The sequence below is a fragment of the Caballeronia sp. LZ032 genome, assembly GCF_031451315.1.
In the GTDB taxonomy this organism is placed as follows: domain Bacteria; phylum Pseudomonadota; class Gammaproteobacteria; order Burkholderiales; family Burkholderiaceae; genus Caballeronia.
This window is the reverse complement of record NZ_JARUXP010000004.1, coordinates 197,435-210,232: the sequence shown is the minus strand read 5'-3', so window position 1 is coordinate 210,232 and position 12,798 is coordinate 197,435. Positions and strand designations below refer to the sequence as shown.

15 protein-coding genes are annotated in these 12,798 nt (G+C 65.4%); 5 read left to right on the top strand and 10 right to left on the bottom strand.

Annotated elements, in window-relative coordinates; all coding sequences use genetic code 11:
* Positions 1-2: 2 nt before the first annotated feature.
* The 5 genes from phnK to phnG are packed head-to-tail and all read right to left on the bottom strand — an operon-like array spanning position 3 to position 3,844.
* The gene (phnK, locus tag QCE69_RS28965; protein WP_309819302.1) at positions 3-773 is read right to left on the bottom strand and encodes a phosphonate C-P lyase system protein PhnK; all 771 of its coding nucleotides are present in this window, start codon (positions 771-773) and stop codon (positions 3-5) included.
* Complete coding sequence (locus QCE69_RS28960; protein WP_309934398.1) at positions 770-1,645, bottom strand: alpha-D-ribose 1-methylphosphonate 5-phosphate C-P-lyase PhnJ; 876 nt, start codon at positions 1,643-1,645, stop codon at positions 770-772. Before QCE69_RS28960 ends, phnK begins: the two co-directional genes overlap by 4 nt.
* On the bottom strand, positions 1,642-2,742 hold the full coding sequence (locus QCE69_RS28955) for a carbon-phosphorus lyase complex subunit PhnI (protein ID WP_309934396.1): 1,101 nt from the start codon (positions 2,740-2,742) through the stop codon (positions 1,642-1,644). The genes QCE69_RS28960 and QCE69_RS28955 overlap by 4 nt, the downstream gene beginning before the upstream one ends.
* Entirely contained in the window at positions 2,742-3,365 is a 624-nt protein-coding gene (gene phnH / locus QCE69_RS28950; RefSeq protein ID WP_309819299.1) for a phosphonate C-P lyase system protein PhnH, read from the bottom strand. The genes QCE69_RS28955 and phnH overlap by 1 nt, the downstream gene beginning before the upstream one ends.
* Positions 3,362-3,844, bottom strand: coding sequence for a phosphonate C-P lyase system protein PhnG (phnG, locus tag QCE69_RS28945; protein ID WP_309925641.1), 483 nt, complete (start codon positions 3,842-3,844; stop codon positions 3,362-3,364). The genes phnH and phnG overlap by 4 nt, the downstream gene beginning before the upstream one ends.
* A 161-nt stretch (positions 3,845-4,005) precedes the next feature.
* Here phnG and phnF point away from each other — a divergent pair, with 161 nt between their 5' ends.
* From phnF to phnN, 3 genes are read left to right on the top strand one after another with little or no spacing between them, the layout of a single operon-like run.
* The gene (gene phnF / locus QCE69_RS28940; RefSeq protein WP_309925640.1) at positions 4,006-4,773 is read left to right on the top strand and encodes a phosphonate metabolism transcriptional regulator PhnF; all 768 of its coding nucleotides are present in this window, start codon (positions 4,006-4,008) and stop codon (positions 4,771-4,773) included.
* Positions 4,770-5,474 carry a DUF1045 domain-containing protein gene (locus QCE69_RS28935; RefSeq protein ID WP_309934394.1) on the top strand — a complete coding sequence of 235 codons (705 nt, stop codon included), beginning with the start codon at positions 4,770-4,772 and terminating at the stop codon, positions 5,472-5,474. The genes phnF and QCE69_RS28935 overlap by 4 nt, the downstream gene beginning before the upstream one ends.
* Entirely contained in the window at positions 5,471-6,031 is a 561-nt protein-coding gene (gene phnN, locus QCE69_RS28930; RefSeq protein WP_309934392.1) for a phosphonate metabolism protein/1,5-bisphosphokinase (PRPP-forming) PhnN, read from the top strand. Before QCE69_RS28935 ends, phnN begins: the two co-directional genes overlap by 4 nt.
* Before the next feature lie 30 nt (positions 6,032-6,061).
* Here the strand turns inward: phnN and QCE69_RS28925 are convergent, their stop codons facing one another.
* The 4 genes from QCE69_RS28925 to phnC form a co-directional block, all read right to left on the bottom strand.
* On the bottom strand, positions 6,062-7,213 hold the full coding sequence (locus QCE69_RS28925) for a Fic family protein (protein ID WP_309934390.1): 1,152 nt from the start codon (positions 7,211-7,213) through the stop codon (positions 6,062-6,064).
* A 135-nt stretch (positions 7,214-7,348) separates the two neighbouring features.
* Complete coding sequence (phnE, locus tag QCE69_RS28920) at positions 7,349-8,089, bottom strand: phosphonate ABC transporter, permease protein PhnE (protein ID WP_309821162.1); 741 nt, start codon at positions 8,087-8,089, stop codon at positions 7,349-7,351.
* Positions 8,090-8,167: 78 nt separating this feature from the next.
* Positions 8,168-9,136 (bottom strand): phosphonate ABC transporter substrate-binding protein, encoded by a 969-nt coding sequence (gene phnD / locus QCE69_RS28915; protein ID WP_309925632.1) that lies wholly within the window; start codon positions 9,134-9,136, stop codon positions 8,168-8,170.
* Positions 9,137-9,168: 32 nt separating this feature from the next.
* Positions 9,169-10,041 carry a phosphonate ABC transporter ATP-binding protein gene (phnC, locus tag QCE69_RS28910; protein ID WP_309934387.1) on the bottom strand — a complete coding sequence of 291 codons (873 nt, stop codon included), beginning with the start codon at positions 10,039-10,041 and terminating at the stop codon, positions 9,169-9,171.
* Between the two features lie 234 nt (positions 10,042-10,275).
* On the opposite strand from phnC, the gene QCE69_RS28905 reads away from it, so the two are divergent.
* Both QCE69_RS28905 and QCE69_RS28900 read left to right on the top strand, forming a co-directional pair.
* Complete coding sequence (locus tag QCE69_RS28905; protein ID WP_309934385.1) at positions 10,276-11,673, top strand: dihydrolipoyl dehydrogenase; 1,398 nt, start codon at positions 10,276-10,278, stop codon at positions 11,671-11,673.
* Positions 11,674-11,723: 50 nt separating this feature from the next.
* The gene (locus QCE69_RS28900) at positions 11,724-12,461 is read left to right on the top strand and encodes a Pr6Pr family membrane protein (protein ID WP_404987782.1); all 738 of its coding nucleotides are present in this window, start codon (positions 11,724-11,726) and stop codon (positions 12,459-12,461) included.
* Between the two features lie 11 nt (positions 12,462-12,472).
* On the opposite strand, the gene QCE69_RS28895 is transcribed toward QCE69_RS28900, so the two are convergent.
* Positions 12,473-12,781, bottom strand: a complete 309-nt coding sequence (locus tag QCE69_RS28895; RefSeq protein ID WP_309925625.1) for an EthD family reductase — start codon at positions 12,779-12,781, stop codon at positions 12,473-12,475.
* Positions 12,782-12,798 lie beyond the last annotated feature (17 nt).

Here is a 12,798-nt window from a genome sequence, read left to right as displayed (position 1 = left end):
CCTCAAACGGGCAGCACGGACGCGACAAGCGTCTGAGTATAGGGATGTTGCGGATCGTCGAGCACCTGGTCGGTCAGGCCGCTCTCCACCACGCGCCCGTCCTTCATCACCATCAGGCGATGCGCGAGCAACCGTGCCACGCCGATATCATGCGTGACGATCACGGCCGCCAGATGCAGCTTGCTGGTGAGCGTGCGCAGCAGGTCGAGCAGGCGCGCCTGCACGGAGACGTCGAGGCCGGCGGTGGGTTCGTCCATGAACACGAGACGCGGGCCCGTCACCAGATTACGCGCGATCTGCAGGCGTTGCTGCATGCCGCCGGAAAACGCCGAAGGCAGTTCGTCGATGCGCGCGGCATCGAGTTCGACGCGCTGCATCCAGTCAGCCGAGGTCTCGCGCAGGCGCCCGTAATGCCGTGCGCCGATGGCCATCAGCGGCTCGCCGATGTTGGCCCCCGCCGACACGTTGCGCCGCAGTCCATCGCGTGCGTTCTGGTGCACGAAGCCCCATTCGGTGCGCGACAGCAGGCGGCGGCGCGGTTCGGCGAGCGTGAGCAGGTCGAGCGTTTCGCCTTCGCGCGTGGTGTAGGCGAGCGCGCCGCCATCGATGCCGCTGCGCAACGCGAGCGCGTTCAGCAAGGTGGACTTGCCCGAACCCGATTCGCCGACGATGCACAGCACTTCACCCGCACGGACTTCGAGATCGACGTCGACGCAGCCGCCGCGTCCGTCATAGCGCTTCGTGAGGCGCGTGGCTTTCAGCAATGCGTTCACTGGGGCGCCTCCTCGTTGCCGGACGCGTTGTCCGACTCATCGCGCCGGCTGTGGCAGAAGTCACTGTCGGAACAGACGAACATGCGCGCGCCCTGATCGTCGACGATCATCTCGTCGAGGAAGCTTTCGCGCGAACCGCACAATGCGCAGGCATGCTCCCACTTCTGCACGCTGAACGGATGGTCTTCGAAGTCGAGGCTCTTCACCTTCGTATAAGGCGGAATGGCATAGATGCGCCGTTCGCGGCCCGCGCCAAACAGTTGCAGCGCGGGGTTCATGTGCATCTTCGGGTTGTCGAACTTCGGGATCGGCGAGGGCGACGTCAGATAGCGATCGTTCACCATCACCGGATAGTCGTAGGTCGTCGCGATGCTGCCATGCTGCACGATGTCCTCGTAGTATTTCACGTTGATGAGGCCGTAGTCCGCGAGCGCGTGCAGCTTCCTGCACTCGGTCACACGCGGTTCCAGCCGGTACAGCGGCTCGGGCATCGGCACCTGATAGACCAGGATCTGCTGCTCCGTCAGCGGCGTCTCGGGAATGCGGTGACGCGTCTGCACGATGCTGGCGTCGGCGGTGCGCGTCGTGGTCGCCACGCCCGCCGTGCGCGCGAAGAAGCGGCGGATGTTCACGGCGTTGGTGGTTTCGTCGGAGCCCTGGTCGATCACCTTGAGCGTATCGCGCGCGCCGATGATCGCCGAGGTCACCTGCAGGCCGCCCGTACCCCAGCCGTACGGCAGCGGCATTTCGCGTGACGCGAACGGCACCTGGTAACCCGGCACCGCCACGGCCTTGAGCAGCGCGCGGCGGATCATGCGCTTGGTCTGCTCGTCGAGATAGGCGAAGTTATAGCCTTCGGTCAGCGCGTTCATGCCGCATGCTCCTGATGGTCGTCCTTGCCATGCGCCGCGCGCAGGCGGCGCAGCAGTTCGAGCTCGGACTGGAAGTCGACGTAATGCGGCAGCTTCAGATGCTGCACGAAGCCGGACGCCTCGACGTTGTCGCTGTGATACAGCACGAACTCGGGATCCTGGGTCGGCGAGCCGACCGTTTCACCCAGCTCCTGCGCGCGCAGGGCGCGGTCCACCAGCGCCATGGCCATCGCCTTGCGCTCCGAGTGGCCGAACGCGAGTCCATAGCCTTGCGTGAAGGCCGGCGGCACCTCGCCGCTGCCCGCGAACTGGTTGATCATCTGGCACTCGGTGATGTCGATGTCGCCGATCTCCACTGCAAAGCCCAGTTCGTCGATGTGCATTTCCACCGCGACTTCGCCATGCCGGATCTCGCCCGCGAACGGATGGCTGTGCGCGTAGCCGCGCTGCGTCGCGTAGCCGACCGCCAGCAGGAAGCCTTCGTCGCCGCGTGCCAGATTTTGCAGACGCGTCGGGCGATCGGCGGGAAACGACAGCGGCTCGCGCGACAGGTCGCCCGGTTCCGGCGCGTTCTCCCGCACGCGTTCCTGTTCGATCAGCCCTTCCTTGTCGAGCATCGACAGCACGCGCGGCATGGCGTCCACCGATGCCGTCTTCGCGGGAATAGTTGCATCGCTAACCGGTTCGCCTTCGGCGAGCAAGGTGAAGTCGAGCAGACGTTGCGTGTAATCGTAGGTGCCGCCGAGCATCTGCCCGCCCGGAATATCCTTGAACGCCGCCGAGATGCGGCGCTCGACGCACATTGCCTCGGTATTCACTGGCAGCGTGTAGCCGAAGCGCGGCAGCGTCGTGCGATAGGCGCGCAGCAGGAAAATCGCCTCCACCAGATCGCCGGCTGCCTGCTTGATGGCGAGCGCCGCGAGGTCCTCGTCGTAGACCGAGCCTTCGGTCATCACGCGCGCCACGGCCAGCCGCATCTGCTCGCGTATCTGCGCGACGGACAACTCGGGCACGGCGAGATCGCCGCGGCGCTGCTTCGCGAGTACGTCCCATGAACGTTCGATGGCGCGTTCGCCACCCTTGACCGCGACGTACATCAGTTCACCTCCACGTGAGTCGTGCGCGGCAGCCCGATCAGCGAGCCGCCCGCGACAAAGCAACAGTCGATGCCGCAGGGAAACAGCGCGGCGAGCGCCGCACGTTCGCGCCAGAACCCAGGCGGCAGACCCGCGATGCCGACCGTACGCGTCTGCGCGATGCCCGGACCGCTCCATACGAGCGGCTCGCCTTCCGTCAGCGACGGCACGCGGATGAACAGCGTCGCCGACGTTTCGGGCGTCTCGGGGTCGCCGTGCGAGAACGCATCGAGCGATGGCATGTTGCGCGCGTCGTCGATATAGGCGAACGCAGCCGCGCGGCGGTCGCGTGTGAGCGGCGCGCTCGCATGGAAGCGCAGCGCGTCGCCGAGCACCGAATCTTCGCGCTCGACGAACACCGGCGTCGAATAATCCGCCAGCGCCAGCAACGCGGCGAACGCCGCCAGCGGCACGCGCCCGGCAAGCGCGTCGCGCATCGCGTGATTGTCCGGCAGCGCGGCATCGATCGCGAGCACACTGCCGGGACGCGACAGTGCATCCAGCAACGCGCGGAACACACGTTGCGCATCGTGTACGGGATCGTTGAAACCGGGCACGAGCGTGGTCATGTCGATCTGCATCATTCGCCTCTCACCATCGTGAAGAATTCGACCTTGGTCGCCGCCGCTTCCGCTTCCTTGCGGCGCCGTTCGTCGGCAATACGCGCGGCCAGCGGCTCGATCAAACGCGTCTGCAGGCGCGCCCCGTGGGAAGGCGTCTGCAACAGCGCATCGGCGAGCGCGGCGAGCGTCGCCCGCTCCTTGTCGCGGCCCATGTGGACTGCGACGCCCACCGGCGCATGGCCGCCGGCGGTGCGCAGACGCAGCGTGGCGCGCGTGACGGTGGCTTCGCCGAGATTGAACGCGTCGCCCGTGCCGCCGATGCGCCCGCGCACCATCGCCAGGCCGATGTCCGGCGCGCGCAGCCATTCATAGTCAGGCAGCGGCGCACCGTCGAGCGCCGCTTCCAGCGCCTGCTTCAGCGCATCGCGCGACGTGCGCGCCAGCACCGCCATCCAGGCGCGGCGGTTGCCGGCGTCGTGCGGCTCCATTGAAGTACTCATTGCGTTCCTCATGTCGGGAAGGATTCGGCCGTCGCATGCTACTCGTTGTCTGATCTAGTCGTCTAGACGTTTGGTCGTGTGGAGGGGATTTCACATTTCCATCACGAGTTGCGCACTACAATCCAGAGAACGATATTCAAACGTACCGGAATGACAGCGACATGACATCGAACGCAATCCACGACAGCAACGCTCCCGGGCATGCGGTCGAACGCGGCGCGGGGGTCTCGGTGTGGCGGCAGATCGAGCAGATCCTCGCCGCGGAGATCGCGGCCAAGAGCTTCGGCGAGGAAGGCCGCCTGCCGAGCGAGGCCGAACTCGCGCGGCGTTTCGACGTGAATCGTCATACCGTGCGCCGCGCCATGCTCAGGCTGGCGGCCACTGGCCTCGTCAGCGTCGAACAGGGGCGCGGCACCTTCGTGCAGCCGGGCGCCATCGACTACCAGATTGGCCGGCGCACGCGCTTCACCGAAAACCTGCGCAGCCAGAAGCACACCTCCGCCGGCGTCGTGCTGACTTCGGACCGCGTGAAGGCGGATCCGACCGTGGCCAAGGCGCTCTGCGTGCGCGCCGGCACGCTGGTCTATCAGATCGAAACGCGCCACGATTCCGATGGCATCCCGATGACCTACGCGCGCAACTGGTATCCGGCGGCGCGCTTCAACGGCTTGCCGGACGCCATCGATGCCGCGGGCGGCGTGAGCGCCGCGCTCGAACAGTTTGGCGTGAAGGATTACATGCGCAAGTGGAGCCGTATCGGCAGCGTGCTGCCTTCGTCGGAAGTAGCGCGGCGTTTGCAGATCAACCGCCAGCAGCCGGTGCTGTGGGTCGAGAACGTCGATGTCGACGAGGGAGGCGTGCCGATCAAGTACGGCTTCACGCACTTCGCGGCAGACCGCGTGCAACTGATGGTCGAGCACGGCTCATGATCGTCGCGCAGGTGCATGCCCGCCACCCCCGCGTGGCGCTGTATTACGCGCCGCCTGCATCGTCCGCATGGTGGCGCGAAGGTTGCGAATGGCTCGGGCGCGATCCCGAAAGCGGCCGCGAGAGCGCGACTCCCGCGCACGACGTCACGCACGCGCCGCGCCGCTACGGCTGGCACGCCACGCTCGTCGCGCCCTTTCACATGGCGCCCGGTGTCGAACTCGCGGATGTGCTTGCCTCGGCGCGGGCCTGGGCCGGCACGGTGCCGCGCTTCGAGATGGCGGTGCGCGCCGAAGCGCTCGGCCGCTTCGCCGCGCTGCGTCCCGCCACCCCGCACGACGACGCCACGCTGCGCGCACTCGCCGGCGACGCGCTCATCGCGCTGGCGCCGCTGCGCAAGCGGCCTTCGCACGAGAACATCGAGCGGCGCATCACGGAAGGCATGAGCGCCCGGCAGATCGAACTGCTGCGTGAATGGGGCTACCCGTACGTGTTCGACGAATATCGCTTTCACATGACGCTCTCCGATTCGCTCGATGATGCCGGCCGGCGTGACGCGGTCGTGTCGGACTGGACGCGGCGCATCGATACGCTGGGCGCACTGCCGGTCCATGGCGCGGCGCTCTTCGTCGAACCGGAGCCGGGCGCGCCGTTCATGCTGTGGCAGCGCCTGCCGTTCAACAACGTACAGGATGGAGCATGAGCGGAGTGGACAGCACGAAACTGATCTACGTGATGGGACCGTCGGGCGCGGGCAAGGACTCGCTGCTCGGCTTTGCGCGCGAACGCGTCGGGACGCGGGTGATGTTCGCGCATCGCTATATCACGCGCGCCGTCGCGGACGGCGAGAATCACATCGCGCTCACGCATGACGAATTCACCTCGCGGCTTTCGTATGGCTTGTTCGCGATGCATTGGGAGAGCCTCGGACTGCGCTACGGCATCGGCATCGAACTCGATGCGTGGCTCGCGCGCGGCATGCCGGTGGTGGTGAACGGCTCGCGCCAGCACGCGGGGCTTGCTCTCGAACGCTATCCGCACGCGCAGTTCGTGCATATCGATGCCACGCCCGCCGTGCTGGCCGCCCGCCTCGCACGGCGCGGCCGTGAAGACGCACGGCAGATCGAGGCGCGTCTTGCGCGGCGTCCTGCGTTCGCCCTTCCCCCGCAGGCGAACCTCGTCACGATCGACAACTCGGGCATGCTCGCGGATGCCGGCGCGCAGTTTCTCGACGTGCTCACGCTTGGCAGTCACGTTTGAACCATCGGGCGGCCAAGGGTGAGAGGGCGTCTATGCGAGGGCCGTGTCTTCCGGGCCCCACCCCGGAATGTTCAGGTAGTAGCGCGTCGAACGACCTGCGCCGACCTTTCGCAGTAGCGCCATCTCCTCGAGTTCGATGAGTTCACGCGAGGCCGTGGCCCGCGAGGTGCCGCCGATGCTCTCGTACTTCCTGGTGCTCATGCCTCCCTCGAAACCCTCAGGACCGGCATCGAACAACAGGTTGACGACTGTGCGCTGCCGGGTCGTGAGTACCTTGTCCTGATGATTCATCCAGAAAATGGCTTTCTGAAGCGCGGCATCCACGGCAGTCGACGCTTCCTCGCAGGACACCCGCACTTGTTCCACGAACCACAGGACCCATTCGGTGACGTCGAGATCGCCGTGCTGCGCGCGTTCGAGTTGCTCGTAGTAGTCGCGTCGCTTGTCGAGCAAGCGCTGTGAGGTCCGGATCAGGCGGCTGACCTCGCCGCTGTCCCGCGCCAGTACAAGGTCGATGAGTACGCGGCCAATGCGGCCATTCCCGTCCTCAAAGGGATGAATCGTTTCGAACCACAGGTGAGCGAGCGCAGCCTTGACCAGCGTGTCGTGCTCGGTCTTTGCGTTGAACCACTCCAGGAACGTTTGCATTTCCGCTGGAACGCGGGCCGATGAAGGTGCTTCATAGTGGACCCGTTCGCGTCCGACTTGCCCGCTGACGATCTGCATCGGCTCGGCATGTTCGCGGTATGCCCCGACCCGAAACTTGACCATGCCCGAGTAACCGGTCGGAAAAAGCGCCGCCTGCCACGCACATAAACGATCATGCGTAAGCGGAGCGTTTCTTTTCAGCACGGCATCATCCATGATGTCGAGCAGGCCTTCGATGTTTCGAGGCGCGTTGGGGCCATCCTGCTTCCCGACGCCCAGGCGCCGTGCCACGGACGAGCGCACGGCGGCGAGATCGATGCGCTCGCCCTCGATGGCGGCCGTCGCGACAGCATCCTGGCTCCAGGCTTCGGCGGTGAGTTCGAGGCGCTGGTCGAAGCGCAGACCCGCCAGCTTGCCTTCAACGATGCCTTGAATCCGGTGCGCGCGGGCCAGCTCGCCGCCTGTGCGAACGGCGTCGTAATGCATGCCAGGCCACGTGGGGGCTTGCGAGATGAGCGATGAAGGCGATGACATGGCGCTGGATGGGCTTTGAGGCGATTAGCCTCACTATTCGACTCGAATCTTGAGTCGAATCAGTAAGGCTCATGAAGCGATTGGACGCGCAATCGACTCAAACCATGAGTCGATTGCGCGTTCAGCAGAAGCGCCTCAGATCACCCGCTCCCGCACCCAGCCCGACACGAGATCGATCAGCGACACGATGACGATCACGATCAGCATCACCGCCGCCGTCTGCGCATAATTGAACGAGCGGATCGCTTCGTACAGCACGACGCCGATCCCGCCCGCGCCGACCATGCCGACGACCATCGCCGAGCGCACGTTCGACTCGAAGCGATACAGCGCAAACGAGATCCACAACGGCAAGACCTGCGGCAGCACGCCGTAGATGATTTCATCGAGACTGCTCGCACCGGTGGCGCGCACGCCTTCGGCGGGGCGTGCATCGACAGCTTCGACCGCTTCCGCGAACAGCTTGGCGAGCACACCCGTCGTGTGCACCCACAGCGCGAGCACGCCCGCGAACGGCCCGAGCCCCACCGCGACGATGAACAGCATCGCGAAAACCATCTCGTTGATCGCGCGGCACGCGTCCATCAGGCGGCGCACGGGTTGCGAGATCCAGACGGGCGCGATGTTTTGCGCCGACAGCAGCCCGCACGGCACGGCGCAGACCAGCGCGAGCGCCGTGCCCCACACCGCGACCGCGAGCGTCACGATCATCTCCTGCACATACGTGCGCCATTCGGTGAAGTCGGGCGGGAAGAAGTCGCGCGCGAACTGGCTCATGTTGCCCGATGCGCCGAGCAGATCCAGCGGACGCATGTCAGCGCTGTGCCAGGACAGGCCGAGCACGGCCACGACGGCGATCCAGCCGAACATCGACATCCAGCTGCGCTTTCCCGCCGCCGTATGCGCGGGACGCGCGATGCCGGCCTCGAACGTGGTGACGTCGAGCGGCTTCATTTACTTCGCCGCCGGGTTGTCGAGCGCGGCGATCTTCTGGTCGAGCGCGGCAACCTGGGCCTTCTTGTCGGCGTCGTCGAGATTGGCGTTGTTCTGGATCTGCTGCTTCTTCTGGAACAGCGCCATCTGGCGGATCGGCACGAGCTGCGCGTCCGAAGAATCGGCGAAGCCCGCATAGCCGGAGATTGCGTTGATGACCTGCTGCTCGTGCGGATCCTTCTGCGCGTAGTGATCGAAGAAGGTACGCAGCTTGTCCTTCGTGGCCTGCGGCAGATCACGGCGCCACACCAGCGGATCCGACGGAATCAGCGGCGACTTCCACAGCACCCGCACCTTCGGATACAGCTCGGGATGCTGGGTCTTGATGGTATCGAGCATGTCGGTGTTGTTGGTCGCGACGTCCACCTTGTCGTTGACCACCGCAAGCATGTTTGCCTCGTGGCTCGACGGCAGCACACTCTTGAAGGCCGTCTTCGCGTTGATGCCGTTCTTCGCGAACAGATAGTACGACGGCACCAGCGTGCCCGACGTCGAGTTGGGATCGCCGAAACCGAGGTTGATGTCCTTCGTGTTCTTCAGCACCTGGTCGAGCGACTTCCACTTGCTGTTGGCGTTCGTGATGAGCAGTGAGTAGTAGCCCGCCTCGCCGTTCTTGTACTTCACCTTCGCGAAGACTTCGCCGTTCGACCGATCCACGGCTTCGATCGCCGAAGCATTGCCGAAAAAGCCGATCTGCACCTTGTTGAAACGCATGGCTTCGATGATGCCGGCGTAGTCGGTCGCGAAGTAGGCCTTCACGTCGAGGCCGGTCTGCTTGTTGAGATCGTCGATGAGCGGCTGCCAGCGTTGCTTGAGCGCGGCGGACGAGTCTGTCGAGATGATGCCGAAGTTGATCGTATCGGCCATAACGGGCTGCGTCAGGAGACAGGCAAGCGCGGCGCCAGCCAGGATGAAACGGGCTGCTTTCATGGTGCGATCCAGAGAAGAGGTTAGTTCGAACTTCAGGAGCCGGCCGCCGATGCGAACACCGGCGAGGCATGTGCGCGTTGATCGGTCGCTTCAGACGGCTGTGCCTCTGTGCGTTCCTGTGAGGCGCGCTGCGTCGTCAGCAGTTCATCCGCCGACGCGCCGTACAGCTCGCGCAGCACCGGCGGCGTCAGGCGCTCGGAGGCGCCGTCAAACACCACGCGGCCGTCGCGCAGCGCGATGGTGCGCGGGCAGTACTTCATGGCGACATCGATCTGATGCAGCGACACCACGACCGTCAGGCCATGCTCGCGATTGAGCGACTGCATCAGGTCCATCACGCGGCGCGCCGATTCGGGATCGAGCGACGCGATCGGCTCGTCCGCGAGCACGATGCGCGCACGCTGCACCAGCGCGCGGGCCAGCGCGGCACGCTGCTGCTGACCGCCGGAAAGATTGCTGGCGCGTTCCAGCGCGTGCTCGCCGATGCCCATCGCGGTCAGCGATTCCAGTGCGAAGCTGCGCTCGCCGCGCGGAAAGCGGCCCGTAAGCCGGCGCCACAACGACACGCGGGACAGCGCGCCGATCAGCACGTTGGTCAGCACCGTGAGGCGTCCGACCAGATTGAACTGCTGGAATACGAAAGCGACGTCGCGGCGAATCGAACGCACTTCGCGCACGATCTTGCCGTTCTGCTGGATCGGCCGGCCGAGCAAGGTGACGTGCGACGGCGCGGGGTCGGATGCCGTAAAACCGGCGATATGCCGCAGCAGCGTGGATTTTCCCGATCCCGACGCGCCGATCAGCGCGACCATCTCGCCCTCCTGCACGCGCAGATCCACGGAATCCAGCGCCTTGCGGCCACTCCTGAACGTCTTGGTGAGACGCTCGATGCGAATTGCGTCCATAGCTTCCCTCGATGGCGCGCGCCGGACGGGCACGCTGAAACGTTCGGGAGATTCTAGGAAGCCGATGTGACGTCCCGGTGACGCGCATGAGACGTCTAGATGAATACATGACTTGGGCGGACATCGTGTTGAGACGATCGAGTCGCTATGCGATCCGAACGAGCATTCACCTTTCAACGCGTGCGCGCCATGATGGAACCCATGGAAGCAGGACACATTTCTCGGGACACCATCATGAACACGATCCATACGGATGTCGCCATCATCGGCGCGGGCAGCGCGGGACTTTCCGCGTACCGCGCGGCGAAGGCAGCGGGTGCAACGGCGCTTCTCATCGAAGGCGGCGCGCATGGGACGACCTGTGCGCGCGTCGGCTGTATGCCGTCGAAGCTGCTGATCGCAGCCGCCGATGCCGCGCATCATGCGCGTCACGGCGACGCGTTCGGCGTGCATGTGGACGGCGCGGTGCGCATCGACGGCCATGCGGTGATGGCACGCGTGAAGCGTGAGCGGGATCGCTTCGTCGGCTTCGTGGTCGAGGGCGTCGATGCCCTCCCCGCCGAAGACAAGCTGACCGGTTATGCGCGCTTCATCGACGATCGCTGGCTGATGGTCGGCGAGCATACGAAGGTTCACGCGAAGGCCGTCGTCATCGCGACCGGATCGAGCCCAGTCATGCCCGCGACGTATCGCGCGCTCGGCGACCGCGCCGTCATCAACGACGACGTTTTCTCCTGGGATGACCTGCCGAAGCGCGTTGCCGTGGTCGGCGCGGGCGTCATCGGGCTGGAACTCGGGCAGGCGCTGGCACGGCTCGGCGTGCGGGTGACGGTGCTCGGCGCGCGCGGACGTGTGGGTCCGCTGACCGATCCCGCGATCCGCGCCTATGCGGAACGGACTTTCAGCGAGGCCTTCCGCTTCGAGCCGCGCGCGAACGTGCAGGCGGCGGTGCGCGAAGGCGATGAAGTTCGGCTGCGTTATGTATCGGACACGGGCGAAGTGCTGGAAGACACGTTCGATTACGTGCTGGTTGCAGCCGGCCACAAGCCGAACATCGGCGGACTCGGGCTTCGCGATACATCGCTGGAACTCGATGCCGACGGCATGCCCGTCTACGATGCACAGACCTTGCAGGCAGGTACGCATCCGGTGTTCGTCGCCGGCGATGCCAACGGCGTGCTGCCCTTGCTGCACGAAGCCGCCGACGAAGGCCGCGCGGCGGGTGCCAATGCCGCGCGTGTTGCACGGGACGAGCAGGCCGAGCCCCTCGAACGGCGCGCGCCGCTGGCGATCGCCTTCACCGATCCCGGCATCGCGATGGTCGGCGCACGTCATGCCGACCTTGCGCCCGGATCGTTCGTCACCGGCGAAGTGAGCTTCGAGGATCAGGGACGCAGCCGCGTCATGCTGAGAAATCGCGGGCTCATGCATGTCTATGCCGAGCGTGCGACCGGCCGATTCATCGGCGCCGAATGGATCGGGCCGGATGCGGAGCATATCGCGCATCTGCTGGCGTGGGCGCTGCAAATGAAGCTCACCGTCGCCGACATGTTGCGCATGCCGTTCTACCATCCGGTGGTCGAGGAAGGTCTGCGCACCGCGCTGCGCGACGCCGCGCTCAAGCTGGCGTAAGGGTCGCGGCTGCGAGGGCATCGGCGCGCACGTAGAATGACTTCATGCCGATGCCCCCCGACACCCCTCAGTCCCGCCAGCCCGATCTGCCGCTCAACACGCCCAGCACGGCATCGCTTGCGGTGGCCGCGACCATCGCGATGATCGCGTGGCTCGCCTTCGCGGCGCAGACGGACATCACCATCGCGCGGTTCGCCGGGCGCGGCTTCTCCGTCCTGGATGGCGTCGCGCGCATGAGCAGCTACCTGACGAACCTGACCGTGCTGCTGACGGCGTTCTGCTTCACCTGCGTCGCCACGCGAGCGCGTTTTCCGGTCGCGCGTTTCTTCAGACGGCCGACTGTCGTGACGGCGGTCGTCGTGTATATCGTCTTCGTGGGGATCGCGTATAACGCGCTGCTGCGCTATCTGTGGACACCGTCGGGTTATCGCGCGCTTGTCAACGAATCGCTGCACACCGTGGTGCCGGCGCTCGCCGCGTTGTACTGGTTCCTGTTCGTGCCGCGCTTTCACCTGTCGCTCAGGCGTTGTGCGCTGTGGCTCGTCTATCCGCTCAGCTATCTCGTCATTACGCTATGGCGCGGCAGTCTCTCAGACTTCTATCCGTACCCGTTCATCAACGTCTCGGAACTGGGCTACGAACGCGTGCTCGTCAACGCCACGATGCTGGTCGCTGCCTTTCTCGTTCTCATGGGCGTGTTCCTGGCGATCAATCATCGCCGCGAGGATCTGACCCTTGCGGACCCGGAGGCCGAATCGGGCGATTCGTCCTCCGGCCGCATCGATTAGCTTCGACGGGCTCAGGCGGGCTTCGTGTCGAACATCAGCAGATCGACGCCCGCCTGCGCGAAGTTGGCGAGATCGCCGGCCGTCTTCTGCCCTTGCTCCGAACCCAGCGCACCTTGAATCGCTTCGAGCGAATCGAATTCCAGCAGCGCCACGAGATGATAAGGCGATTCCCCCGACGCCACCGCCACCGGCCCCGTGCTCACCTCATACTTGCGCAGGCCCGGTAGCGTCTTCGCGAGCGGCGCGTGGGTCGAAACATAGTAATCATCGAATGCCTTCGTGTCGGACGGTTTCTTGTAAAGCGCTACGAGCTGGGCCATCGTCATGTCTCCTGTGG

What these genes read in the sequence shown, in the direction of transcription:
- QCE69_RS28960 (WP_309934398.1), bottom strand. Translation starts at nt 1,645, where the DNA reads ATGAACGCGCTGACCGAAGGCTATAACTTCGCCTATCTCGACGAGCAG.
- QCE69_RS28955 (WP_309934396.1), bottom strand. Translation starts at nt 2,742, where the DNA reads ATGTACGTCGCGGTCAAGGGTGGCGAACGCGCCATCGAACGTTCATGG.
- phnH (WP_309819299.1), bottom strand. Translation starts at nt 3,365, where the DNA reads ATGATGCAGATCGACATGACCACGCTCGTGCCCGGTTTCAACGATCCC.
- phnG (WP_309925641.1), bottom strand. Translation starts at nt 3,844, where the DNA reads ATGAGTACTTCAATGGAGCCGCACGACGCCGGCAACCGCCGCGCCTGG.
- phnF (WP_309925640.1), top strand. Translation starts at nt 4,006, where the DNA reads ATGACATCGAACGCAATCCACGACAGCAACGCTCCCGGGCATGCGGTC.
- QCE69_RS28935 (WP_309934394.1), top strand. Translation starts at nt 4,770, where the DNA reads ATGATCGTCGCGCAGGTGCATGCCCGCCACCCCCGCGTGGCGCTGTAT.
- phnN (WP_309934392.1), top strand. Translation starts at nt 5,471, where the DNA reads ATGAGCGGAGTGGACAGCACGAAACTGATCTACGTGATGGGACCGTCG.
- QCE69_RS28925 (WP_309934390.1), bottom strand. Translation starts at nt 7,213, where the DNA reads ATGTCATCGCCTTCATCGCTCATCTCGCAAGCCCCCACGTGGCCTGGC.
- phnE (WP_309821162.1), bottom strand. Translation starts at nt 8,089, where the DNA reads ATGTCGATGTTCGGCTGGATCGCCGTCGTGGCCGTGCTCGGCCTGTCC.
- phnD (WP_309925632.1), bottom strand. Translation starts at nt 9,136, where the DNA reads ATGAAAGCAGCCCGTTTCATCCTGGCTGGCGCCGCGCTTGCCTGTCTC.
- phnC (WP_309934387.1), bottom strand. Translation starts at nt 10,041, where the DNA reads ATGGACGCAATTCGCATCGAGCGTCTCACCAAGACGTTCAGGAGTGGC.
- QCE69_RS28905 (WP_309934385.1), top strand. Translation starts at nt 10,276, where the DNA reads ATGAACACGATCCATACGGATGTCGCCATCATCGGCGCGGGCAGCGCG.
- QCE69_RS28900 (WP_404987782.1), top strand. Translation starts at nt 11,724, where the DNA reads ATGCCCCCCGACACCCCTCAGTCCCGCCAGCCCGATCTGCCGCTCAAC.
- QCE69_RS28895 (WP_309925625.1), bottom strand. Translation starts at nt 12,781, where the DNA reads ATGGCCCAGCTCGTAGCGCTTTACAAGAAACCGTCCGACACGAAGGCA.